This window comes from Pseudomonas sp. YY-1 (assembly GCF_002843095.1).
Classification (GTDB): Bacteria; Pseudomonadota; Gammaproteobacteria; order Pseudomonadales; family Pseudomonadaceae; genus Aquipseudomonas; species Aquipseudomonas sediminis_A.
Map to the genome: position 1 here is coordinate 113,377 of NZ_PJLX01000015.1, position 22,645 is coordinate 136,021.

General features: G+C 62.7%; 22 protein-coding genes and 2 pseudogenes. 15 read left to right on the top strand and 9 right to left on the bottom strand.

Annotated features, from left to right (window positions below; all coding sequences use genetic code 11):
* Window positions 1-20: 20 nt before the first annotated feature.
* On the bottom strand, window positions 21-326 hold the full coding sequence (locus CXP40_RS19550; RefSeq protein ID WP_003458649.1) for a cell division protein ZapA: 306 nt from the start codon (window positions 324-326) through the stop codon (window positions 21-23).
* On the bottom strand, window positions 323-532 hold the full coding sequence (locus tag CXP40_RS19555) for a TIGR02449 family protein (RefSeq protein WP_036999737.1): 210 nt from the start codon (window positions 530-532) through the stop codon (window positions 323-325). Before CXP40_RS19555 ends, CXP40_RS19550 begins: the two co-directional genes overlap by 4 nt.
* Window positions 533-869: 337 nt before the next feature.
* On the opposite strand from CXP40_RS19555, the gene CXP40_RS19565 reads away from it, so the two are divergent.
* From CXP40_RS19565 to CXP40_RS19625, 13 genes are all read left to right on the top strand, one after another.
* Window positions 870-1,424: a YecA family protein gene (locus CXP40_RS19565; RefSeq protein ID WP_106735099.1), complete on the top strand. Its 555-nt coding sequence runs from the start codon at window positions 870-872 to the stop codon at window positions 1,422-1,424.
* Window positions 1,425-1,443: 19 nt separating this feature from the next.
* Complete coding sequence (gene pepP / locus CXP40_RS19570) at window positions 1,444-2,778, top strand: Xaa-Pro aminopeptidase (RefSeq protein WP_106735100.1); 1,335 nt, start codon at window positions 1,444-1,446, stop codon at window positions 2,776-2,778.
* Window positions 2,779-2,782: 4 nt separating this feature from the next.
* Window positions 2,783-3,967 carry a 2-octaprenyl-6-methoxyphenyl hydroxylase gene (gene ubiH / locus CXP40_RS19575; protein ID WP_106735101.1) on the top strand — a complete coding sequence of 395 codons (1,185 nt, stop codon included), beginning with the start codon at window positions 2,783-2,785 and terminating at the stop codon, window positions 3,965-3,967.
* Between the two features lie 78 nt (window positions 3,968-4,045).
* Window positions 4,046-5,263 (top strand): 2-octaprenyl-3-methyl-6-methoxy-1,4-benzoquinol hydroxylase, encoded by a 1,218-nt coding sequence (locus CXP40_RS19580; RefSeq protein WP_099524611.1) that lies wholly within the window; start codon window positions 4,046-4,048, stop codon window positions 5,261-5,263.
* A 110-nt stretch (window positions 5,264-5,373) separates the two neighbouring features.
* Window positions 5,374-6,375, top strand: coding sequence for an extracellular solute-binding protein (locus tag CXP40_RS19585; protein ID WP_099524609.1), 1,002 nt, complete (start codon window positions 5,374-5,376; stop codon window positions 6,373-6,375).
* 94 nt (window positions 6,376-6,469) lie between these two features.
* A complete protein-coding gene (locus CXP40_RS19590) occupies window positions 6,470-8,086 on the top strand; it encodes an iron ABC transporter permease (protein ID WP_106735102.1) in 1,617 nt (538 codons plus the stop codon).
* A 298-nt stretch (window positions 8,087-8,384) separates the two neighbouring features.
* Entirely contained in the window at window positions 8,385-9,467 is a 1,083-nt protein-coding gene (gene gcvT / locus CXP40_RS19595) for a glycine cleavage system aminomethyltransferase GcvT (RefSeq protein ID WP_106735103.1), read from the top strand.
* Between the two features lie 94 nt (window positions 9,468-9,561).
* Window positions 9,562-9,951: a glycine cleavage system protein GcvH gene (gene gcvH, locus CXP40_RS19600; protein ID WP_003458665.1), complete on the top strand. Its 390-nt coding sequence runs from the start codon at window positions 9,562-9,564 to the stop codon at window positions 9,949-9,951.
* Between the two features lie 325 nt (window positions 9,952-10,276).
* Window positions 10,277-10,591: a metalloregulator ArsR/SmtB family transcription factor gene (locus CXP40_RS19605; RefSeq protein WP_106735104.1), complete on the top strand. Its 315-nt coding sequence runs from the start codon at window positions 10,277-10,279 to the stop codon at window positions 10,589-10,591.
* A complete protein-coding gene (locus CXP40_RS19610) occupies window positions 10,588-11,022 on the top strand; it encodes a YeeE/YedE family protein (RefSeq protein ID WP_106735105.1) in 435 nt (144 codons plus the stop codon). The genes CXP40_RS19605 and CXP40_RS19610 overlap by 4 nt, the downstream gene beginning before the upstream one ends.
* A gap of 2 nt (window positions 11,023-11,024) precedes the next feature.
* On the top strand, window positions 11,025-11,444 hold the full coding sequence (locus CXP40_RS19615; protein WP_106735106.1) for a DUF6691 family protein: 420 nt from the start codon (window positions 11,025-11,027) through the stop codon (window positions 11,442-11,444).
* Between the two features lie 14 nt (window positions 11,445-11,458).
* Entirely contained in the window at window positions 11,459-11,647 is a 189-nt protein-coding gene (locus CXP40_RS19620; RefSeq protein ID WP_106735107.1) for a DUF2892 domain-containing protein, read from the top strand.
* Window positions 11,648-11,764: 117 nt separating this feature from the next.
* The gene (locus tag CXP40_RS19625; protein ID WP_106735108.1) at window positions 11,765-12,754 is read left to right on the top strand and encodes a cytochrome-c peroxidase; all 990 of its coding nucleotides are present in this window, start codon (window positions 11,765-11,767) and stop codon (window positions 12,752-12,754) included.
* Here CXP40_RS19625 and CXP40_RS24290 read toward each other — a convergent pair whose 3' ends face one another.
* The 7 genes and pseudogenes from CXP40_RS24290 to CXP40_RS19655 all read right to left on the bottom strand — a co-directional run bounded on the left by CXP40_RS24290 (window position 12,755) and on the right by CXP40_RS19655 (window position 19,960).
* Window positions 12,755-13,303, bottom strand: a complete 549-nt coding sequence (locus CXP40_RS24290; protein ID WP_256579506.1) for a methyl-accepting chemotaxis protein — start codon at window positions 13,301-13,303, stop codon at window positions 12,755-12,757.
* Window positions 13,298-14,074 (bottom strand): annotated as a pseudogene (locus CXP40_RS24295) (PAS domain-containing protein); the annotation flags it as partial. The pseudogene CXP40_RS24295 and the gene CXP40_RS24290, both read right to left, overlap by 6 nt.
* Before the next feature lie 84 nt (window positions 14,075-14,158).
* A complete protein-coding gene (gene aguA, locus CXP40_RS19635; protein WP_106735110.1) occupies window positions 14,159-15,265 on the bottom strand; it encodes an agmatine deiminase in 1,107 nt (368 codons plus the stop codon).
* A gap of 214 nt (window positions 15,266-15,479) precedes the next feature.
* Window positions 15,480-16,364 (bottom strand): annotated as a pseudogene (gene aguB, locus CXP40_RS19640) (N-carbamoylputrescine amidase).
* A gap of 263 nt (window positions 16,365-16,627) precedes the next feature.
* Window positions 16,628-17,269, bottom strand: coding sequence for a TetR/AcrR family transcriptional regulator (locus CXP40_RS19645; RefSeq protein WP_106735111.1), 642 nt, complete (start codon window positions 17,267-17,269; stop codon window positions 16,628-16,630).
* 74 nt (window positions 17,270-17,343) lie between these two features.
* Window positions 17,344-18,402: an extracellular solute-binding protein gene (locus tag CXP40_RS19650; protein WP_106735112.1), complete on the bottom strand. Its 1,059-nt coding sequence runs from the start codon at window positions 18,400-18,402 to the stop codon at window positions 17,344-17,346.
* Between the two features lie 178 nt (window positions 18,403-18,580).
* A complete protein-coding gene (locus CXP40_RS19655) occupies window positions 18,581-19,960 on the bottom strand; it encodes a glutamine synthetase family protein (RefSeq protein WP_106735113.1) in 1,380 nt (459 codons plus the stop codon).
* A 785-nt stretch (window positions 19,961-20,745) separates the two neighbouring features.
* Between CXP40_RS19655 and CXP40_RS19660 the strand changes: the two genes are divergently transcribed.
* Window positions 20,746-22,104 (top strand): glutamine synthetase family protein, encoded by a 1,359-nt coding sequence (locus tag CXP40_RS19660; RefSeq protein WP_074855158.1) that lies wholly within the window; start codon window positions 20,746-20,748, stop codon window positions 22,102-22,104.
* A gap of 85 nt (window positions 22,105-22,189) precedes the next feature.
* The coding region (locus CXP40_RS19665; RefSeq protein WP_157831697.1) for an aminotransferase class III-fold pyridoxal phosphate-dependent enzyme at window positions 22,190-22,645 on the top strand (456 nt) is incomplete at its 3' end.

Below are 22,645 nucleotides of genomic sequence, written 5' to 3' on the forward strand. Positions count from 1 at the left end.
ACAGGCAGGCATGACGGTGCTCAGGCGCTCGGGTCGTCGGCCAGTGCATGGTCGACGCGATCGAGCAGGTCGCGCACCTGCTGGCGGGTGGAGTTGGCGTCCTGATCCAGGCGCTGTTGCTTGTGCAGCAGGTCGTGAGTGATGTTCAGTGCGGCCATCACGGCAACACGGTCGGCACCAATCACTTTGCCGCTGGTGCGGATCTCGCGCATCTTGCCATCCAGGTAGCGGGCAGCACTCTCCAGATTGGCGCGTTCATCCTGCGGGCAGGCGATGCAATATTCTTTGTCCAGAATGTGGACGGTCACGGTGTTCGACTGGGTCATGAGTCCTGCTCCAGGGCTTTAAGGCGCGAAATCATCGATTCGACCTTGTGCCGGGCCATTTCGTTCTTTTCGATCAGATGGGCGCGTTCCTCGCGCCAGGCCTGTTCATTCGCCAGCAGGAGTCGATTGTGAGCCTTGAGCTGATCGACACGCTGGATCAGCAGTTCCAGCTTGGCGGTCAATGCGTGCAGATCGGCGTCTTCCATGGGCTCTCGCTATGGGAGGGAATGGCTGGACTATATTAGGCCTGTCCCGTTCAGGGCACCTCTAAAAACTACCTGCGTTGTCATCACTGCGTTAAAAACAAGCTCAAAATGCTCATTTACAACTCGTAAACTCCGCTTTTTCGCTCGTTTTTGCCTTGTGCTGACTGCCTCGCCTACGTTTCTAGAAGCGCCCTTCTTGGGTCAAACCACGGATAGCAGTGGTGTGATGCAGATGGCGGCATCACCCTGGCGGCCTCGGATGGTCTTGCCGCGTCTGCCGGTGCTAGGATACGAGGCCTCCATTCTAGAGATTGCGCCGTCTGGCGCCTAGCTATCTATGTCGATTCCAAGCTCTCCCTACGCCGCCTTCGCTGCTCTGCTTCACAGCGCCGGGCATTCCGTTTCCCCTGCCGAACTGCATGGCCTGCTGCTCGGTCGCAGCTGCGCTGGCGCGGGCTTCGATGCCGATGCCTGGCTGCTCGACGCTGCCGATCTGCTTGGCAGCGAGCCGCAGGATAACGTGCGCCAGGCGCTGATCGGTCTGCAGGAGATGGTCAAGGGTGAGCTGTGCAGCGAAGACGTCACCGTGGTGCTGTTGTTGCCGGATGACGAAACCCCGCTGGCGCAGCGCGCAACCGCTCTGGGCCAGTGGTGCCAGGGTTTTCTCGGTGGCTTTGGCCTGACCGTTCGCGATGGTGCGCTGAGTGCCGAGTCCATGGAAGTGTTGCAGGATCTCTCTGCCATCGCCCAGGTGCAGAGCGCTCTGGAGGAATCGGAAGATGGCGAGAGTGATTACATGGAGGTGATGGAGTACCTGCGTGTGGCGCCGCTGCTGCTGTTCACCGAGTGCGCCAAGCCCGCGGCGCCCGCTGCCAAACCCTCCCTGCACTGATTTTTCGTCGGAGCCTGCCTTGATCAGCATCCCCAAGTCCGAATATGCCCGTCGGCGCAAGGCGCTGATGGCGCAGATGGAGCCCAACAGCATTGCCATCTTGCCGGCGGCACCGGTGTATATCCGTAACCGTGACGTCGAGCATGTCTACCGCCAGGACAGCGACTTCCAGTACCTCACCGGTTTCCCCGAGCCGGAAGCGGTGATGGCGCTGATTCCTGGCCGCGAGCACGGTGAATATGTGTTGTTCTGCCGTGAACGCGACCCGGAGCGTGAGTTGTGGGATGGCCTGCGCGCCGGTCAGGACGGCGCGGTTAAGCATTTCGGTGCCGACGATGCATTTCCCATCGGCGATATCGACGACATTCTCCCGGGGCTGATCGAAGGTCGCGAGCGTGTCTACTACGCTATCGGTAGTAACCAGGAGTTCGATCATCGGCTGATGGAGTGGGTCAACCACATCCGCGCCAAGGCTCGCCAGGGCGCTACGCCGCCGAACGAATTCGTTGCCCTCAACCATCTGCTGCACGACATGCGCCTGTACAAGTCGGCTGCCGAGGTGAAGGTTATGAAGGAGGCTGCCGAGATCAGTGCGCGCGCCCACATCCGTGCGATGCAGGCGAGTCGTGCCGGGCTGTTCGAATATCACCTGGAAGCCGAGCTGGATTACGAGTTCCGCAAGGGTGGGGCGAAGATGCCGGCCTACGGTAGCATCGTCGCCGCCGGCCGCAATGCCTGCATCCTGCACTATCGCGAGAATGACGCGGCGCTCAAGGACGGCGATCTGGTATTGATCGACGCTGGTTGCGAGATCGACTGCTACGCCAGCGACATCACCCGCACCTTCCCGGTCAGCGGCAAGTTCTCGCCTGAGCAGAAGGCCATCTATGAGCTGGTGCTCAAGGCCAACGAGGAAGCGTTCAAGTTCATCGCGCCAGGCAAGCACTGGAACGAAGCCCACGAGGCCACCGTGCGCGTGATCACTGCCGGTCTTGTCGAGCTGGGCCTGCTCGAGGGTGACGTCGACGAGCTGATCGCCAACGAAGCCTACAAACCTTTCTATATGCATCGCGCCGGCCACTGGCTGGGTATGGACGTGCACGATGTTGGCGACTACAAGGTCGGCGGCGAGTGGCGCGTGCTGGAAGTCGGCATGGCGATGACCGTCGAGCCGGGCATCTACATCGCCACCGACAACGACAAGGTCGCCAAGAAATGGCGTGGCATCGGCGTGCGCATCGAAGACGACGTGGTGGTGACCAAGAAAGGCTGCGAGGTTCTCACCAACGGTGTGCCCAAGTCGGTCGCCGAAATCGAGGCGTTGATGGCTGCCGCGCGTAGCGAGGCGGCCTGAGCCTATGTCACGCGTACAGCTGGCGATTATCGGCGGCGGTCTGGTCGGTGCCAGCCTGGCGCTGGCCTTGCAGGAGACGGCGCGTCAGCGTGGCTGGCGCATCGCTCTGATCGAACCCTTCGCGCCGGGCAGCGAATACCAGCCCAGCTATGACGCGCGTTCCACTGCGCTGTCCTATGGCAGCCGGTTGATCTACGAGCGTCTCGGTCTGTGGCAGAGCATCGCCCAGCGGGCCGAGCCGATTCAGCAGATCCATGTGTCCGACCGCGGCCGCTTCGGCGCCACGCGCCTGCAAGCCATCGAGGAAGGCGTGCCGGCGCTCGGTTACGTGGTGGAGAACGCCTGGATCGGCCACTGCCTGTGGCAGGCGCTGGATGCGGATGTGATCGAATGGCGCTGCCCGGCCGAGGTGGTTGGCATGCAGCGCCTCGACGACGGCTATCGCCTGACCCTGAACGACGAAACCTGTCTTGACTGCGACCTGGCGATTCTTGCCGATGGTGGGCGTTCCGGTCTGCGCGAGCAGCTCGGCATCGGCGTCAGCAGCAAGCCTTACGGGCAGAGTGCGCTGATCGCCAACGTCAGCCCGCTGGAGGCGCATCGTGGGCAGGCTTTCGAACGCTTCACCGATGACGGCCCGATGGCGCTGCTGCCCTTGAGCGACAACCGCTGCGCGCTGGTCTGGACGCGCGCCGCCGCTGACGCCGAGCGCCTGTTGCGCGTCAGCGAGGCCAGCTTTCTCAGCGAGTTGCAGCAAGCCTTCGGTTATCGCCTGGGCGCCTTGCAGCAGGTCGGTGCGCGACATCTCTACCCGCTGAGTCTGGTCGAGGCGCAGGAGCAGGTGCGTCCGCATCTGGTGGTGTTGGGCAACGCCGCGCACAGCCTGCACCCCATCGCTGGCCAGGGCTACAACCTGTCGCTGCGCGATACCCTGGCGTTGGCCGAAGTCATCATCGGTAGTGAGGCCGCACTGGGCGAGCTCGCCACCCTGCAGCGATACCAACAAAGGCAGCAGCTCGATCAGCAGATGACCGTCGGCTTCTCCGATCAGGTAACGCGCCTGTTCAGCAACGCGCAGCCGCTGCTCACTGCCGGGCGTAACCTGGGTCTGCTCGGCCTCGATCTGCTACCGCCAGCCAAGCGCTGGTTCGCCCGGCAGGCCATGGGTATGGGAACCCGTAATCTATGACCGGCCCTGTAGGGTGCGCTGTGCGCACCAGCCGGAAGCCAGGGTGCGCACAGCGTGCCCTGGGGTTTAAGGAGTGATATGCGCGCGGATCTGATCATCGTCGGTGCCGGTATGGTCGGCAGCACCCTGGCTCTGGCGCTGGAGCACAGCGGTCTGGATATTCTGATCGTCGACGGCAGCCCGCTGAGCGTGTCGCCCTTCGATGCGCAGGCGCCGTTCGAGCCGCGCGTCAGCGCATTGTCGATGGCCAGCCAGCGCATTCTGGAGCGCCTGGGCGCCTGGCCAGGCATCGCTGCACGGCGTGCCTGCCCCTATGGCGAGATGCGCGTGTGGGATGGCTCCGGTACCGGCAGCATTCACTTCGCTGCCGCCAGCGTGCATGCCGATACTCTGGGCCATATCGTCGAGAACCGAGTGGTGCAGGACGCTTTGCTAGAACGTCTGCACGACAGCCAGATCGGCCTGTTACCCGGCGCACGCCTGGAGCAACTGCGCCGCAGCGGCGATGATTGGCTGCTGACGCTTACCGATGGCCGTCAGTTGCGCGCACCGTTGCTGGTCGCGGCCGACGGCGCCAACTCCGCGGTGCGTCGCCTGGCCGGTTGCGCTACGCGCGAATGGGATTATCTGCACCACGCCATCGTGACCAGCGTGCGCTGCGAGCGTGCGCACCAGGCCACTGCCTGGCAGCGTTTCACCGATGACGGTCCGCTGGCCTTCCTGCCGCTGGCTGGGCCGGCCGGCGAGCACTGGTGCTCGATCGTCTGGTCCACCGTACCGGTCGAGGCTGAGCGCTTGATGGCGCTGGACGATGAGGCCTTCTGCGCCGAGCTGGGCAAGGCTTTCGAATCCCGCCTGGGCAAGGTGCTGCATGCCGATCGCCGTCTGTGTATCCCGCTGCGTCAACGCCATGCCAAGCGTTACGTGGAGCCGGGGCTGGCGCTGATCGGCGATGCCGCACACACCATTCACCCGCTGGCGGGGCAGGGCGTCAACCTGGGCTTTCTCGATGCGGCGGTGCTGGCCGAGGTGCTGCTGCATGCCGCTATGCGAGGTGAGAACCTCAGTGATGAGCGCGTGCTGAGCCGTTTCGAGCGTCGGCGCATGCCGCACAACCTGGCGATGATGGCGGCGATGGAAGGCTTTCAGCGTCTGTTCCAGGCCGACCCGTTGCCGTTGCGCCTGCTACGCAACGTCGGCCTCGATCTGGTCGACGGCCAGGCCGAAGCCAAGGCGCTGTTCGTGCGTCAGGCGCTTGGGCTGGCCGGCGACCTGCCGGAACTGGCGCGAGCCTGAGCTGACGCAACTTGTAATAACTGTTGCGTGTGGTCTTGCTGTTTACGTTGAGAAGGCAAATAACATTCACTACTATTCAGCCACTTTGTAATCCACAAGAGGCTGGTCCCATGAAGGCTCGTAACGCGCTCCTCGCCGCATTCACTCTCAGCACCCTGGCAACTGCCGTCCAGGCTGCCGATGAAGTGGTGGTCTACTCCGCCCGCATCGATGAGCTGATCAAGCCGGTGTTCGACGCCTACACCGAGAAAACCGGGGTCAAGGTGAAGTTCATCACCGACAAGGAAGCCCCGCTGATCGCCCGCCTCAAGGCCGAGGGCGCCAACACCCCGGCTGACCTGCTGATCACCGTCGACGCCGGCAACCTCTGGCAGGCCGAGCAGGAAGGCGTACTGCAGCCGACCAAATCCGACGTGATCGATGCCAACATCCCTGCTCAGTATCGCTCCAGCACCGACAGCTGGACCGGCCTGTCGCTGCGTGCACGGACCATTTTCTACTCCACCGAGCGCGTCAAGCCGGAAGAGTTGTCCACCTACGAAGCGCTGGCAGACAAGAACTGGGAAGGCCGCCTGTGCCTGCGCACCAGCAAGAAGGTCTACAACCAGTCGCTGACCGCCACCCTGATCGAAGCCCATGGCGCCGAGAAGACCGAAGAAATCGTTAAGGGTTGGGTCAACAACCTGGCTACCGACGTGTTCCCGGATGACACCGCGCTGTTGCAAGCCATCGACGCCGGTCAGTGCGACGTGGGCATCACCAACACCTACTACTATGGCCGTCTGCACAAACAGCAGCCGGATCTGAAGGTCAAGCCGTTCTGGCCGAACCAGAACGACCGTGGCGTGCACGTCAACCTGGCCGGTGCTGGTGTGACCAAGCATGCACCGCATGCCGAACAGGCCAAGAAGCTGCTGGAGTGGATGACCACCGCAGAAGCGCAGAGCATCTTCGCCGGCGTCAACCAGGAGTACCCGGCCAACCCGGCGGTGAAACCGTCTGCCGAGGTGGCTTCCTGGGGCACTTTCAAGGCCGATACCGTGGCCACCGAAGTGGCAGGCAAGCGCCAGGCCGAAGCGACCATGCTGATGGACCGTGCTGGCTGGCAGTAAGCGCGTAACGATCATCGACGAGCCCAGCGCTGCCGTTATACTGCGACGCCCCGCCTAGCCGGGGCGTCGTCATTTCCGTAGTCGAGGAGTCCGCGTGCCGCATCCCGTCCAGCGTCGCTGGTACCCCATCGTCCTTGCCGTCGCCGTTCTGGTGTTGATGCCGCTGTCGGTGCTGCTGCTGAGCTGGCACGACGTGGATCAGCAGATCTGGGCGCACCTGTGGCAGACGCAGATGGGACGGCTGATCGGTAATACGCTGACGCTGGTGATCGGTGTCGGCGTAGGGGTGACGCTGCTGGGCGTGAGCCTGGCCTGGCTCACCAGCCTCTGTGAGTTTCCCGGCCGGCGCTGGCTGGACTGGGCGCTGATGCTGCCCTTCGCCATTCCCGCCTATGTCCTGGCCTTCGTCTTCGTCGGCCTGCTGGATTTCGCCGGCCCGGTGCAGACGCTGTTGCGCGAATGGTTCGGCAGCGGCTTGCGCTTGCCGCGCGTGCGCTCCACCGGTGGCGTGATCATCGTGCTGGTGCTGGTTTTCTACCCCTACGTCTACCTGCTCGCCCGTGGCGCATTCCTGGCCCAGGGCAAGGGCCTGATGGAGGCGGCGCGGGTGCTCGGGCAGAGTCCCTGGCAGGCGTTCTGGCGGGTGGCGCTGCCGATGGCGCGGCCGGCCATTGGCGCCGGTCTGGCCCTGGCGATCATGGAAACCCTGGCCGATTTCGGTGCGGTGTCGGTATTCAACTTCGACACCTTTACCACGGCGATCTACAAGACCTGGTACAGCTTCTACAGCCTGACCAGTGCCACCCAACTGGCCAGCCTGCTGCTGCTGGCCGTGGCGTTGGTGCTCTACGGCGAGCGTCGTGCCCGTGGCGCCGCACGACCGGCCAACGAGCGGCCGCGCGGCAAGGCGCTGTATCACCTGCACGGCTGGAAGGCCTTTGCCGCCAGCGCCTGGTGCGGTCTGGTGTTCGCTTGCGCCTTCGTCATACCGCTGCTGCAGCTGCTGGCCTGGTTCTGGCAGCGTGGCCGCTTCGACCTCGACGAGCGCTACGCCGGGCTGATCCTGCATACCCTTTACCTGGGTGGCATGGCGGCGCTGATCACCGTCAGTGTGGCCATGCTGCTGGCCTTCGCCCGCCGCCAGGCGCCGAACCGCGGCGTGCGCTTCGGCGTCGCGCTGGGCAATCTCGGTTATGCCTTGCCGGGTTCGGTGCTGGCGGTGGCAATCATGCTGGCGTTCAGCTTTTTGGATCGTGAACTGGTGATTCCGTTGTCCACTGCACTGGGTGGTGCTGGTAAGCCCTTGCTGCTGGGCAGTCTGGCAGCGTTGCTGGTGGCTTATCTGATCCGCTTCATGGCGGTGGCCTTCGGGCCGCTGGAGACCAGCCTGGCGCGTATTCGTCCGTCCCTGCCCGAGGCCTCGCGCAGCCTTGGCGTTGGCAGCTTCGGGCTGTTCTTCAGGGTCTATCTGCCGCTGCTGCTACCGGGCACCTTGTCGGCCGCGCTGCTGGTATTCGTCGATGTGCTCAAGGAAATGCCGGCGACTCTGCTGATGCGCCCGTTCGGCTGGGACACCCTGTCTGTACGGGTATTTGAGATGACCAGCGAAGGCGAGTGGGCGCGCGCCTCGCTGCCGGCGCTGACCCTGGTGCTGGTCGGCCTGCTGCCGGTGATTCTGCTGATCCGCCGCTCGGCCCGCAGTTTCGGTTGAGGGCCTCTGGTCCAGGCACAGGGCTGAGACATATACGGGCCCGGATCACTGCGCGACCTTTGGTCAGATGACCCCCGCAGACCTTGCGGCTACAATGCGCGCCATTCGCGAGTCGGGGCAGCCCGACAGGATTCGTCTAGAAGCGTCTCCGAGGCCGCCAGTGCAAGGCGCAGGCAAACGAGAAAGCGCAGTGTGCTCCTGCACATGAGCATTTCGAGTTTGCCTGCAACGCAGCAATGGCAACGCAGGCAGCTTCTAGGGGTCTGAATCGCTTCGCCAAGCCCGGAAGGAGATACCCATGGGACAGCGCACCCCCCTCTATGACCTGCACCTGGCACTGGGGGCCAAGATGGTGGACTTCGGCGGCTGGGACATGCCGCTGCACTACGGTTCGCAAGTGGAAGAGCATCATCAGGTGCGCCGCGAGTGCGGCGTGTTCGATGTCTCGCACATGTGCGTGGTGGACGTGAGCGGCAGTCAGGCGAAGGCCTTCCTGCAGCGTCTGCTGGCCAATGATGTGGCCCGCCTGGAGAGCCCCGGCAAGGCGCTTTACAGCGCCATGCTCAATGAGCAGGGCGGGGTGATCGACGACCTGATCGTTTACCTCACCGAGCAGGGTTACCGCCTGGTGGTCAACGCTGGCACCCGTGACAAGGACCTGGCGTGGATGCATGCGCAGGCGAGCGACTTCGATGTGCAACTGCGCGAGCGTCGCGATCTGGCCATGCTCGCCATTCAGGGGCCGAAGGCGCGCGCACGGGTTTCCGAACTGCTGAGCCAGGCCCGTGCCGCACTGATCCACGAGCTCAAGCCGTTCCAGGGTCTGTCCGATGGCGACTGGTTCATCGCGCGTACCGGTTACACCGGCGAAGATGGCCTGGAAATCGTGCTGCCGGTGACCGAGGTTGTGTCCTTCCTCAACGATCTGGTCGGTGCCGGTATTTCGCCCATCGGCCTTGGCGCCCGTGACACCCTGCGCCTCGAAGCGGGTATGAACCTCTACGGCCAGGACATGGACGAGCAGGTCAGTCCGCTGGCTGCCAACATGGCCTGGACCATCGCCTGGGAACCAGCCGAGCGCGACTTCATCGGCCGCTCAGTGCTGGAAGCGCAGCGCGCCGCCGGCTGCCCGAGCAAGCTGGTTGGGCTGGTGCTGGAGGAGCGCGGCGTGCTGCGTGCACACCAGGTGGTACGCGTTGATGGCATCGGTGAGGGCGAGATCACCAGTGGCAGCTTCTCGCCTACGCTGAACAAATCCATCGCGCTGGCGCGGGTGCCGGCCGCGACCGGGGATCGTGCCGAGGTGGAGATCCGCGGCAAGTGGTACCCGGTGCGGGTGGTCAAGCCGAGCTTCGTGCGCAACGGTAAAACCCTTATCTGAATCATCAGGTCGCGGTGCTGGCTTCCCCTGGCGCTGCGGCCTGCTAAATTGTCCAGACGGCCCACTTGCCGTCACCGTTTACGAGGAATCAAACATGAGCAATATCCCCGCCGATCTGCGTTATGCCGCCAGCCACGAGTGGGCGCGCCTGGAGGCTGACGGTAGCGTGACCGTGGGCATTTCCGACCACGCCCAGGAAGCCCTCGGCGACGTGGTATTCATCGAGCTGCCGGAAGTCGGCAAGCAACTGAACGCCGGCCAGGAAGCCGGTGTGGTGGAGTCGGTCAAGGCCGCCTCCGACATCTATGCGCCGGTTGGCGGCGAAGTGATCGCCATCAACGAAGCGCTGGCTGACAGCCCGGAAAGCGTCAACAGCGACCCGTATGGCAGCTGGTTCTTCAAGCTCAAGCCGAGCGACACCAGCGAGCTGGACAAGCTGCTGGACGCCGCCGCCTATCAGGCTGCTGCTGACGCCGACGCCTGATTCATCAGGCCTCGATCCAGAAACCCGCTGCGGCGGGTTTCTGCGTTTCTGGGCTCTGCTAATGAATTCGCGTCCAGGGCGTCAGTGATAGCCCGTATGTAATCCGGGGAGTGACGATACCCCCTGTAGGAGGCGCTTTAGCGGCGAGTTCTTTTCGCGGCTAAAGCCCCTCCCAAGATTTGTGCTGTGCATGCATCGGTTGATGCAGGTAGGCGCGCTCTTGTAAGGCCCGTTCAACTCCCTCTTTAACCGCTGGTCGGTTGGGCTAACACTTACCCGGAATACAGTATATAAAAATACATATTGTATTGAGTGAGGGTGTTCCATGACTGAGCCCATCGATATCCAGCAGCTGCGTGCCAATGCCGACGCTGCCGGGCAACTGCTCAAGGCGCTGGCCAATCCGGATCGCCTGTTGCTGCTCTGCCAGCTGTCGCAAGGCGAGCGCAACGTCAGCGAGCTGGAGGCGCTGCTTGGTATCCAGCAGCCGACGCTGTCCCAGCAACTGGCGGTGTTGCGCCGCGAGGGGTTGGTGGAGACTCGTCGTGACGGCAAGCAGATCTTCTATCGCATCAGCAGCCCGGCGGCGCTGGCGGTGATCGAGACGCTCTACCGCCTGTTCTGCGAGAGCCGGCAATGAACATCGACTGGGCCAGCTTCACACCCTGGAGCGCCCTGGCTGGGGGGGCGCTGATTGGTCTGGCGGCTGCCATATTCGCCTTGGCCAATGGCCGGGTAGCGGGTATCAGCGGCCTGCTCGGCAGCCTGCTGCAGCGTCAGGGCGAAGGGCGCGGCGAAAAAGCAGCGTTCCTTGTTGGCCTGCTTCTGGCGCCCCTGCTCTGGGGATTGTTCGCGGCATTACCGTCGATTCATTTCGAGACGAGTAGTCTCGGCTTGATCGTCGCCGGCTTGCTGGTCGGTATCGGCACCCGTTATGGCTCGGGCTGCACAAGCGGCCACGGCGTCTGCGGTATTTCCCGCCTGTCGCCGCGCTCCATGCTGGCAACCCTGTGCTTCATGGCTACGGGTTTCGTCACGGTCTTTGTTCTGCGTCATCTGCTGGGGGCTTGAAGATGGTCAGACTCAGTGCATTCGCCTGCGGCATGCTGTTTGGTCTGGGCCTGCTGCTCGCGGGCATGGCTGACCCGGCCAAGGTGCTGGCATTTCTCGATCTGGCCGGCAATTGGGATCCCTCGCTGGCGCTGGTGATGGCCGGGGCCCTAGGCGTAGCAGCGTTACCGTTGAACCTGGCGCAGCGGCGCAGTAAGGCGCTGCTGGGTGGCGCCATGCAGTTGCCGACCCGCCGCGATCTTGATGCTCGCCTGATTGGCGGCAGCCTGCTGTTCGGGGTCGGTTGGGGTATCGCTGGCATCTGTCCGGGGCCGGCTGTTGCCATCCTGCTGACCGGGCACTGGCAGGCCCTGCTGTTCGTCGCGGCGATGCTCGCCGGCATGCTGATCTTTACTGCGCTGGAAGGCCGGCGCGGACGTTGACCTGGAGAACCTCGATGAAAGCCAATGTTGGAACGCTCGACTGCAGTCTGCGCATCGCCGCAGGTCTGATTCTTATCGCGCTGAGTCTTGTCGGTGTCATCGGTCTGTGGGGTTGGATCGGTGTGGTGCCACTGGCGACCGGCATCTTCCGTTTCTGCCCGGCGTATCCATTGCTGGGTATCAACACCTGCAAAATGAAATGAAACATATCCACTGAGGCGAGATGCGCATGCGACTTGATGCAGATCAAGTCGCCCCGGGTGTGCGCTGGGCATGGTCGAGACATAACCAGAACAGCCAATACCTGAGGAGATACACACATGCGCACTCTGACCCTGCTGGCCGGATTGTGCTTGGGCGCCAGCGCCTGGGCCAATCTACCGGCCAACGAACCCGTCGAGCCGATCGCACCGGCCGAGATCACTGATCCGGCCAAGGTGGAGCTGGGCAAGCAGCTGTTCTTCGACCCGCGCCTGTCGCGCTCGGGGTTCATTTCCTGCAACTCCTGCCACAACCTGTCGATGGGGGGCAGCGACAACCTGCCGAGCTCCATCGGCCACAACTGGCAGCAAGGGCCGATCAATTCGCCGACCGTGCTCAATTCCAGTCTCAACCTCGCGCAGTTCTGGGATGGCCGCGCCGCCGACCTCAAGGAACAGGCCGCCGGCCCTATCGCCAACCCGATGGAAATGGCCTTTACCCACATTCTCGCCGTCGACGTGCTGCGCTCGATCCCGCGATACCGCGAGTCGTTCAAGGCCGTGTACAAAACCGACGAGATCACCCTGGACGAAGTGACCGATGCTATCGCCGAGTTCGAGAAGACCCTGGTCACGCCCAACTCGCGCTTCGACCTGTGGCTCAAGGGTGATGCTGAGGCCATCACCAAGACCGAGCTGGAAGGTTACGAGCTGTTCAAGTCCATCGGCTGCGTGGCTTGCCACAACGGCCCGGCGCTGGGCGGCAACTCGTTCCAGAAGATGGGCCTGGTAGAACCCTATGAAACCAGCAACCCCGCCGAAGGCGTTGCCGGTCTGACTGGCAAGGATGCCGACCGCTTCAAGTTCAAGGTGCCGACCCTGCGCAACGTCGAACTGACCTATCCCTACTTCCACGACGGTGCCTACTGGAAGCTGGAGGAGTCGGTGGACATCATGGCGCGCTTGCAGCTCGGCCGGCAGCTGAGCGAAGGCGAGATTGGCAAGATCACCGCCTTCCTCAAGACCCTGACCGGCGAGCAGCCGAGCTTCGCCCTGCCGATCCTGCCTCCGTCTAACAATGACACACCGCGGCCGCAGCCATTCGAGTGATCAGTACTCTTCCAGCGCCTCGGCGAACTGGCGCACGGCATCGACGACCTGCCGTGCGCCACTCTGGATTTCCTCGATCACATGCCCGGCCTGGTTGACCAGCTCCACACCCTGCTCGACCTTGTGCTGACTGGACTGCATGTTGTCCACGGCGTCTTGCGCTAGCTCGTGGTTGCGCTTGACCACCTCGACGATCTCCACTGTTGCCTGTGCGGTGCGCGCGGCCAGGCCGCGTACTTCATCAGCGACCACGGCGAATCCGCGGCCCTGCTCGCCTGCGCGCGCCGCTTCGATAGCGGCGTTGAGGGCCAGCAGATTGGTTTGCTCGGCAATGCCGCGGATGGTCTGCACGATGCTGCTGATCATCTCCGACTGCTGGCTGACCGCGCTAATGCCCTCGGCTGCGCGGGACAGCTCGTCGGCGATGCCGCGCACCATCGTGACGGTTTCGCTGATCACCTCGGCGCCATGCCGGGCATTGTCGTCGGTGCGTTGAGAAATTTCATAGGCAAGTTTGGCTGCATCAGATTCGGCCTGTTGCTGGTGCACCTGCGGGGTGATGTCACGGGCGAACTTGACGATCTTATAGAGCGTGCCGCTGGCGTCGAACACCGGATTGTAGGTGGCGCTCAGCCAGATGATGTCGCCGTGGCGGTTGATGCGCTGGAATCGCCCTGAGAAGAATTCGCCGCGATTCAGGCGTGCCCAGAAGTCGCGGTAGGCAGGCGAGTCGGCCTCTTCGCGGGTGCAGAACAGGCGATGGTGCTTGCCGCGGATTTCGTCCAGGCGGTAGCCCATGGTCTGCTGGAAGTTTTCATTGGCATCGAGTACCTCGCCCTTGAGGTTGAAGGCGATTACCGCCATGGAGCGGCTGATGGCCTCTACCATGCTGTTCTGTTCCTGCTCGCGGATGACCTGTGCAGTGATGTCCGTGGCCAGTTTGAGCACGCCTTCGACACGGCCATCTGCGCCGCGGATCGGGTTGTAGCTGGCTTCCAGCCAGACTTCCTGGCCTTGCTTGTTGCGACGGCGGAAGCGCTCACGGATGTACTCGCCGGCCGCCAGGCGTTGCCAGAATCGGCGGTACTCGGCGCTGGACTGGTATTCGGGGAAGCAGAAGATGCTGTGATGCTGGCCGACGATCTCCTCCAGTCGGTAACCCATGGTGGTGAGGAGATTGTCATTGGCGCTGACGATGGTGCCGTCAGGCTTGAATTCGATCATGGCCGTCGAACGATCGACGGCAGCCTTCCTGGCAAGCGCGGACTGCAACTGCTGGCGAGCCACTTCCAGGGCTCGCTTGAGGGCTTTGTTGAACATGATGTGCTCTTGAAGGTGACGGGTTGATCCCGACCAATCTTATCGGCTTGGTCAGGATCAACTTGAAGGCCTTCAGAGTACTTTTCAGCTGCCTTGCGGGGCTGGCTGCTGCTGGGTTATGCAGTGGATATTGCCGCCGCCCAGAAGGATCTCACGGCCTGGCACCATCACCACGCGATGCTCGGGGAAAATACGCTCAAGAATGGCACGTGCCTCCTCGTCCTTCGGATCATCGAAGCTCGGCGCGACGATGCCGCCGTTGACGATAAGGAAGTTCACGTAGGAGCCGGCCAGGCGAACTTCCGGGCTGCGCTCCTGGCTGCCGTCGACCATGTCGACGCCCGCGCACTCTTCGGCAGTGGCATGAATCGGGCCTGGAATCGGCATCTTGTGCACGGTCAGCTGACGCCCCTTGGCGTCGCGCACGCTTTCCAGCACGCGCATGGCGGCCTGGCAGCGCGGGTAGTTGGGATCGTTCGCATCGTCGGTCCAGGCCAGCAGCACTTCACCGGGGCGCACGTAACAGCAGAAGTTGTCGACGTGGCCGTCGGTTTCGTCGTTGTACAGGCCGTCCGGCAGCCAGATCACCGTGTCGATGGCCAAGTGCTCGCTCAGCACAGTTTCGATTTCTTCGCGCGACAGGTGCGGGTTGCGGTTCTTGTTCAGCAGGCACTCTTCGGTGGTGATCAGGGTGCCTTCGCCATCGACATGGATCGAACCGCCTTCGAGGACGAAGCCTTCGGTGCGGTAGCGTTTGCAGCCTTCGATCTCGAGGACCTTGCGCGCCACCTGATCGTCACGCAGCCACGGCCAGTACAGGCCGCCATCGAAGCCGCCCCAGGCATTGAAGGCCCAGTCCACACCGCGCACTTCGCCACTGGCATTGGTCACGAAGGTTGGCCCGGTGTCACGTACCCAGGCGTCGTCAGTGGTGATTTCCACCAGGCGGATGTTGGCGTCATCCAGGCGTGCACGGGCGTTCTCGTACTGCGCCGCGGATACGCAGACAGTCACCGGTTCGAACTGGGCGATGGCCTTGGCCACGGCGGTGAAGGCTGCCTGCGCCGGCTTGCCGCCGTTGCGCCAGTTGTCCGGGCGCTCGGGCCAGACCATCCAGGTCTGGCTGTGCGGTACCCACTCGGCAGGCATGTGGAAACCATCGGCGCGTGGAGTCGTGGTCAACGTGGTCATATTTCGCTTCCGTAGGGTGCGCCATGCGCACCGGCAAAGTGTTTGGAGGGCTAGGTGCGCACAGCGCACCCTAGCAGGCCGTTGAAAAACGTAGGCGAGGCAGCCAGTGCAAGGCAAGAACAGGCGAAAAAGCGCAGTTTACGAGTTGTAAATGAGCATTTTGAGCCTGTTTTTAACGCAGCAATGGCAACGCAGGTAGTTTTTCAACAGCCTGCTACGCGATCGAGGGTGTTTCACCGTCGAGCGTGGAAAGCGGCCAGTATAGGTTCGGCCGGCGGTCGCGGAACACACCCCAGGCGGTGCGCACCTTCTCCAGCTCGGTCAGGTCGAAGCTGTGCACCAGCACACCTTCCTCGGTCTGGTTCAGCTCCTCGACTTTCTCGCCGAACTGGTTGGCGATGAACTAGCTGCCGTAGAAGGTGATGTCGTAGCCGTCCTGCTCCTCGCGGCCGATGCGGTTGCTGGCCACCAGCGGCATCAGGTTGGCGCCGGCATGGCCCTGTTGCACACGCTGCCAGTGCTCGCGCGAAGTGATGTTGGCATCGTGCGGCTCGCTGCCGATGGCGGTGGGGTAGAAGAGGATTTCCGCGCCCATCAGCGCCATGCTGCGCGCGCATTCGGGGAACCACTGATCCCAGCAGATACCGACGCCGATGCGGGCATAAGCGGTGTCCCAGACCTTGAAGCCGGTATCGCCCGGGTTGAAGTAGTACTTCTCGTGGTAGCCGGGCCCATCGGGAATATGGCTTTTTCGATAAATCCCGAGATTATTGCCGTCGGCATCAAGGATGGCGATGCTGTTGAAGCGGGCGCGGCCGGCGCGTTCGAAGAAGCTGATCGGCAGCACTACCTTCAGTTCGGCGGCAACTTTCTGGAAGTGCGTGATAGCCGGATTTTCCTCCACCGTGGTCGCCAGCTGGGTGTAGTCGGCGTTGGGCTTCTGGCAGAAGTAGGGAGCCTCGAACAGCTCCTGGATCAGGATGATCTGCGCGCCCTGTGCGGCAGCCTGGCGTACCAGCCTCTCGGCATTGGCGATGTTCGCGGGCGTATCCCAGGAGCAGGCCATCTGGGTCGCAGCGACGGTAACTATACGGGACATAAAGCACCTCTTGGCTCGTGCGCAGGCCGCTCCGGCGGCCTATTCAGAGTGCCGTGGCTGAACATCGACCAGGGCGGAATGTTCGATTTATATCCGATAAATATCGGTATTAGAAGATGCTTTTGGTCGGCCGAGCGAAATAAATACGATTTTTATCGGATTTATATTGGTTCGGTCGTAGGGGCACAGGCCGCTTAGGGTGCGCGCAGCGATCGGCCACGCCGTCAGATGTCATCGGTGCGCACGGCGCACCCTACGGGGGATTACGCCAGCGGTGCAGGTCTTTTCGGCAGCGCGGCCGGCAGGTACAGGCCCAGGTAGGCGTCGAATACTCGCATACCTTCCTCGGCCAGGCGTGGCGTGATTTCGCCGTGCAGCTGTACGGAGCGGGCATAGACGCGATCACCCAGTTCCATGGCCAGGGCGAAGACATCGATATCCATCGGTAACTGCGGCAGGGGGAAGTGGCGGTCGAACAGCGCCTGCATCAGGCGGCCCAGTTCGATGTCATGCTGATGGTCGGCCTGGGTTACCTCGGCCAGGCCGTGCTGGGCGAGGATCAGCTGGCGCGCTGCGGCGTCGCGCGCGTAGATGTCCAGCATACGTTGTTCGACGATGCGCGACAGGTCATGCCAGGTGTTCAGGCTGGCGTGTTCGACCGGCTCCTGCAGGCAGGCGCGAAAGGCTGCGTGCACGTCTGCAGTCAGCCCTTCTAGCAGTGTCGGCACGCTGGCGAAGAAGTGGTACACCGACGACGGTGGAATGCCTGCGTGCTCGGCCACCGTGTAGATCGACAGGTTGGCCATGCCCTGCTCGGCCAGCAGTTCGCGTGCTGCCGCCAGTATCACGGCGATCCGTGCCTGGCTGCTGGCGCGTGGCTTGCGGGTGCTGGCGGGGCGCGACATGGCTGAGTCCTCGTGGGTCGAGGCGCTATTGGACGTCAGCAGGCGGCGGCGAGGCAAGCATCGCCGTACACGCCTCAGATACTGTCGCGAAAGCGCTGCCAGACGTTGCTGCGCACCTGCGCATGTTTCTCCGAAAGGACTTCCAGCGGATACAGGCGGCGTTTGGTGTCCTGATCCGGGTACAGGCCGGGCTGCGCCAGCAGGGCGTTGTCGATGAACTGCGCGGAGTCTGCATTACCGTTGGGGTAGAGCGTCTCGGCGGTGATCTGGGCGATGACCTGCGGTTGCATCAGGTAGTCGATGAAGCGGTGAGCGAGGTCCGGCCGAGCGGCGTTGGCAGGAATCACCAGGTTGTCGATGAACAGCACCGAGCCTTCGTCCGGTACCACGAAGCGTACCGGCTGGCCGGCCTGCGCCGCGGCAAGGGCGTCGCCGACCCAAGCCATGGCCAGACACAAGTGGCCGCTGCTGAGATCTTCGATATAGCGCTCGCTGTCGACGTAGCGCAGGTTCGGGCGTAGTGCCTCGAGCACTCCGCCGGCGCGCTCGACCCGGCTTGGTGCGCTGCGGGCAAGGCTACGGCCCTGGTAGTTGAGCAGCAGCGACAGGGTTTCATCTGGCGCATCCAGCACGCTGATGCCGCAGCTGGCCAGGCGCGCGCTCTGTTTGGCATCGAACAGCAGGCTCCAGCTGTCCGGCAGTGGTCCGCCATAGGCCGCCTCGGCCTGCGGCGTGTTGATCGCCAGGCCGACCGCGCCCCACAGGTACGGCACGGCGTGCTGGTTCTGCGGGTCGACCGCGGCCAGCTTGCTGAGCAACTGCTTGTCGAGGTGTGTGCGGTTGGGTAACTGGTTGAAGTCCAGCGGACGAATACGGCCGCTGGCGATCAGCCCTGGCAGATCGTTGTGCGAGGGCACCGCGATGTCGATGGGCTGGCCGCTTTGCAGTGCGGCCGCCAGTTCTTCAGCACTGGCGAAGGTGTGGTACTCGACCTCGATGCCGGTGTCGCGCGTGAAGTTTTCCAGCACCTGCGGCGCGATGTAATCGTTCCAGTTGTAGACCCGAATGCTGTCGGCGGCCTGGGCCAGGCCACAGCTCAGGCCTAGCAGGACGGCGGCAAAAACGCGTTGCATGAGTAGCTCCCCGATGGATGAAGGCAACAGTATCCGGCGGTCTTGGGCGCCGGGGGGTTGATTCATGTCAGCGGAGTCGCCGTGCGGCGAACCGCTGGCCCCGGTGCAGAGCACTGGAGCATGCAGTTGGCAGTTGGCAGGTAAAAAGAAGCCGGCTCTGCGGCCGGCTTTCTCGGTTTTACACGGTGTGCAGGTACCAGTTGTACTCGAGGTCGGAGATGGTGGTCTCGAACTCCTCCAGCTCGGCTTCCTTGCACGCGACGAAGATGTCGATGTACTTCGGATCGATGTATTTGTTCAGCACTTCGCTGTCGTCCAGCTCGCGCAGGGCGTCGCGCAGGTTGTTCGGCAGGCTCTGTTCGAGCTGTTCGTAGGAGTTGCCTTCGATCGGCTCGCCCGGTTCGATCTGGTTGGTCAGGCCGTGGTGGATACCGGCGAGGATCGAGGCAAGCATCAGGTAGGGGTTGGCATCGGCACCGGCCACGCGGTGTTCGATGCGCACGGCATCCGGGCTGCCGGTGGGGATGCGCACGGCCACGGTGCGGTTGTCCAGCGCCCAGCTCGGCGCATTGGGCACGTAGAACTGCGCGCCGAAGCGGCGATAGGAGTTGACGTTGGGGCAGAGGAACGCCATCGACGCGGACATGGTGTCGAGGATGCCGCCGACGGCATGACGCAGCGAGGTGTTCTCCAGCGGATCTTCAGCGGCGAAGATGTTCTTGCCGGTCTTCTTGTCGAGCAGCGAGATGTGCACGTGCAGACCGTTGCCCGCCTGGCCCGGATAGGGCTTGGCCATGAAGGTAGAGTCCATCTCATGGTCGTAGGCGATGTTCTTGATCAGGCGCTTGAGCAGCAGTGCGTAGTCGCAGGCCTTGATGGCGTCTTCGACGTGGTGCAGGTTGACCTCGAACTGCGCCGGGGCACTTTCCTTGACGATGGCGTCGGCCGGGATGTCCTGCTCCTTGGCAGCTTCGAGCATGTCCTGCAGGCAGTCGACGTATTCGTCGAGGTCATCGATCAGGTAGACCTGAGTCGAATGCGGACGCTTGCCGGAGATCGGCGAGCGTGGTGGCTGCGGGCGACCGTTCACGTTCTCCTGGTCGATCAGGTAGAACTCCAGTTCGAAGGCTGCGCAGATACGCAGGCCCAGTTCGTCGAACTTCTGTACCACCTGGCGCAATACCTCGCGCGGGTCGGCGAAGAAAGGCGTGCCGTCCAGCTCGTGCATGGTCATCAGCAGTTGCGCAGTGGGGCGCTTCTGCCAGGGCTCGTTGCACAGGGTATTGGGGATGGGGAAGCAGATACGGTCGGCGTCGCCAATGTCCAGGCCAAGGCCGGTGCTTTCGACGGTGGAACCGTTGATGTCGAGCGCAAAGAGCGAGGCGGGCAGGTTGATGCCTTTCTCGTACACCTTGTGCAGGGCGTTTCGATCGATGCGCTTGCCGCGCACCACGCCATTCATATCTGCAATAAGAAGGTCGACGAACTGGACCTCAGGATGTTCCTTAAGGAACGCGTTCGCTTCGTTAAGCTGAACGGCACGCGGGGGTACCGACATGATGCAACACCTTTTTGTTAAATATATCAATCATGCGACTGCATGGGTGTGAGTCAATCCGAAACGCACTTTACTGTCAAGCTGGCCCGATGATGCCCTGTAGTGGGGCGTGATGGCCATTTTTGGGGCGTTTCAAGGCCTTTCAGGGTGGTTCAACCGGCGTCTTTTCAGGGTGCTCAGTGGGGTGTGTTCAATTTTTTACAGAGCTATTGTGTAAAAAAATGAACAAGGCTAAGCTCGGTTCAAACCCATAACAGCAATAATACGGGTGTCTCATGTTTTGCCTGCCGACCATCGGCGTCAGCGCTTGTTCCAGCACCACCGGTCACGCTACCTCTGTCCTCGTTCGCGAGGCGGGCCTGCACATCATGCGGGTTACCAGGGTCAGCATGCCTGGCGGCGCGGCAACACGGCAGCATCTTTCCCCTGCGGCATCATCGTCGCTCAGTCTGTGTCATCAGGTCTTTCGCTCACTCAATACCCTGCACGATAGCGTACGCAGCCGTGCAATGCCCCTTGGCCGGTTTCGTGCACTGCACAAACCATGCTCCAGGTTTGTCGGGATCGTGCTATGCCGCGAGCTAGACAGTGCGGTTTTGGTGAGCAAGGGCGGGCGATTTTCTTTCTGTGGCGTGCAAAGTCGGGTGTCGGAGGTGTCGCACCCCTAGTAGCATCCACCCGAATATCTCGCCTTCTTCCAGGCCTTTGGTGAGGCTTGCAGGGAGAAGGCGGGGCAACGCTGAACCGGCTATAACCCTAGTTGGTTCTACAACCCTGAGGTCTCTATGAGTACCAAGTTAGACCAGCTCACGAGCTGGCTGAAAGAACGCAAAATCACCGAAGTCGAATGCCTGATCAGCGACCTGACCGGCATTGCCCGCGGCAAGATCTCGCCGACCAACAAGTTCCTCGACGAGAAGGGCATGCGCCTCCCCGAGAGCGTGCTGCTGCAGACCGTGACCGGCGACTACGTCGAGGACGACATCTATTACGACCTGCTGGATGAGGCGGACATCGACATGTTCTGCCGTCCGGACCCCAACGCTGTCTTCGTCGTGCCCTGGGCCATCGAGCCCACCGCCATGGTGATCCACGATACGTTCGACAAGCAGGGCAACCCCATCGAGCTGTCGCCGCGCAACATCCTCAAGAAGGTGTTGCAGATGTATGCCGACAAGGGTTGGAAGCCCATCGTCGCGCCGGAGATGGAGTTCTACCTGACCAAGCGCAACAGCGACCCGGACTTCCCGCTGGTGGCGCCTGTTGGCCGCTCCGGCCGCCCGGAAACCGGCCGTCAGAGTTTCTCTATCGACGCGGCCAACGAGTTCGACCCGCTGTTCGAAGACATGTACGACTGGTGCGAACTGCAAGGCCTGGATCTGGACACCCTGATCCACGAAGAAGGCCCGGCGCAGATGGAAATCAACTTCCGTCATGGCGATGCGCTGCACCTGGCCGACCAGATACTGGTGTTCAAGCGCACCATGCGTGAGGCCGCGCTCAAGCATGACGTGGCGGCCACCTTCATGGCCAAGCCGATCACTGACGAGCCGGGCAGCGCCATGCACATCCACCAGAGCGTGGTCGACATCAAAACCGGCAAGAACATCTTCTCCAACGAAGACGGGACGATGAGCGAGCTGTTCATGCATCACATCGGGGGGCTGCAGAAGTACATCCCCGAGCTGCTGCCGCTGTTCGCGCCGAACGTCAACTCGTTCCGCCGCTTCCTGCCCGATACCTCGGCGCCGGTGAACGTGGAATGGGGCGAGGAGAACCGTACCGTGGGCCTGCGCGTGCCTGAGGCGACTCCGCAGAACCGTCGCGTGGAAAACCGCCTGGCTGGCGCTGACGCCAACCCGTACCTGGTGCTGGCAGCCACTCTGCTGTGCGGCTACATGGGTATGGTCGGCGGGGTGAGACCCGGTGCACCGGTCAAGGGCCGTGGTTACGAGCGTCGCAACCTGCGCCTGCCGGTGACCATCGAGAGCGCCCTGGAGCGGATGGAAGCGTGCAAGGACGCCGAGAAATTCCTCGGCGAGAAGTTCATCCGTGGCTATGTCGCGGTCAAGCGTGCCGAGCACGAGAACTTCAAGCGCGTGATCAGCTCCTGGGAACGCGAGTTCCTCCTGCTGTCGGTGTAATCGGCTACCGGCCGCGCCTGGCGCGGCCGGTGCCACGAATTTCTGCGTAGCGCCGCTGGCGCTGCGTGTTAGCAAGGTGTTGGCAATGAACAAGCAAGCGAACAATCCCAAGACTGCCCAGTGGCAGGCCCTGAGCAAGGCCCACCACCTGGCGCCGTTCAGTGATTACAAGCAGCTGGCCGAAAATGGCCCGCGCATTATCACCGAGGCCAAGGGCGTGCATCTGTGGGACAGCGAGGGCAACAAGATCCTCGATGGCATGGCCGGCTTGTGGTGCGTGGCCGTCGGCTATGGTCGCGAGGAGCTGGTCGCCGCCGCCGCCAAGCAGATGCTGCAGCTGCCGTTCTACAACACCTTCTTCCAGACCGCGCACCCGCCGGTGCTTGAGTTGGCCCACGCCATTTCCCAGCTGGCGCCGGCTGGCATGAACCACGTGTTCTTCACCGGTTCGGGTTCGGAAGGCAATGACACCATGCTGCGTCTGGTGCGCCACTACTGGGCATGCAAAGGCCAGCCGAACAAGAAAATCATCATCGGCCGC

Excerpts from the sequence above, each read along its gene's own strand:
- CXP40_RS19550 (WP_003458649.1), bottom strand. The coding sequence starts at position 326 with ATGACCCAGTCGAACACCGTGACCGTCCACATTCTGGACAAAGAATAT.
- CXP40_RS19555 (WP_036999737.1), bottom strand. The coding sequence starts at position 532 with ATGGAAGACGCCGATCTGCACGCATTGACCGCCAAGCTGGAACTGCTG.
- CXP40_RS19565 (WP_106735099.1), top strand. The coding sequence starts at position 870 with ATGTCGATTCCAAGCTCTCCCTACGCCGCCTTCGCTGCTCTGCTTCAC.
- ubiH (WP_106735101.1), top strand. The coding sequence starts at position 2,783 with ATGTCACGCGTACAGCTGGCGATTATCGGCGGCGGTCTGGTCGGTGCC.
- CXP40_RS19580 (WP_099524611.1), top strand. The coding sequence starts at position 4,046 with ATGCGCGCGGATCTGATCATCGTCGGTGCCGGTATGGTCGGCAGCACC.
- CXP40_RS19585 (WP_099524609.1), top strand. The coding sequence starts at position 5,374 with ATGAAGGCTCGTAACGCGCTCCTCGCCGCATTCACTCTCAGCACCCTG.
- gcvT (WP_106735103.1), top strand. The coding sequence starts at position 8,385 with ATGGGACAGCGCACCCCCCTCTATGACCTGCACCTGGCACTGGGGGCC.
- gcvH (WP_003458665.1), top strand. The coding sequence starts at position 9,562 with ATGAGCAATATCCCCGCCGATCTGCGTTATGCCGCCAGCCACGAGTGG.
- CXP40_RS19605 (WP_106735104.1), top strand. The coding sequence starts at position 10,277 with ATGACTGAGCCCATCGATATCCAGCAGCTGCGTGCCAATGCCGACGCT.
- CXP40_RS19610 (WP_106735105.1), top strand. The coding sequence starts at position 10,588 with ATGAACATCGACTGGGCCAGCTTCACACCCTGGAGCGCCCTGGCTGGG.
- CXP40_RS19615 (WP_106735106.1), top strand. The coding sequence starts at position 11,025 with ATGGTCAGACTCAGTGCATTCGCCTGCGGCATGCTGTTTGGTCTGGGC.
- CXP40_RS19620 (WP_106735107.1), top strand. The coding sequence starts at position 11,459 with ATGAAAGCCAATGTTGGAACGCTCGACTGCAGTCTGCGCATCGCCGCA.
- CXP40_RS19625 (WP_106735108.1), top strand. The coding sequence starts at position 11,765 with ATGCGCACTCTGACCCTGCTGGCCGGATTGTGCTTGGGCGCCAGCGCC.
- aguA (WP_106735110.1), bottom strand. The coding sequence starts at position 15,265 with ATGACCACGTTGACCACGACTCCACGCGCCGATGGTTTCCACATGCCT.
- CXP40_RS19645 (WP_106735111.1), bottom strand. The coding sequence starts at position 17,269 with ATGTCGCGCCCCGCCAGCACCCGCAAGCCACGCGCCAGCAGCCAGGCA.
- CXP40_RS19650 (WP_106735112.1), bottom strand. The coding sequence starts at position 18,402 with ATGCAACGCGTTTTTGCCGCCGTCCTGCTAGGCCTGAGCTGTGGCCTG.
- CXP40_RS19655 (WP_106735113.1), bottom strand. The coding sequence starts at position 19,960 with ATGTCGGTACCCCCGCGTGCCGTTCAGCTTAACGAAGCGAACGCGTTC.
- CXP40_RS19660 (WP_074855158.1), top strand. The coding sequence starts at position 20,746 with ATGAGTACCAAGTTAGACCAGCTCACGAGCTGGCTGAAAGAACGCAAA.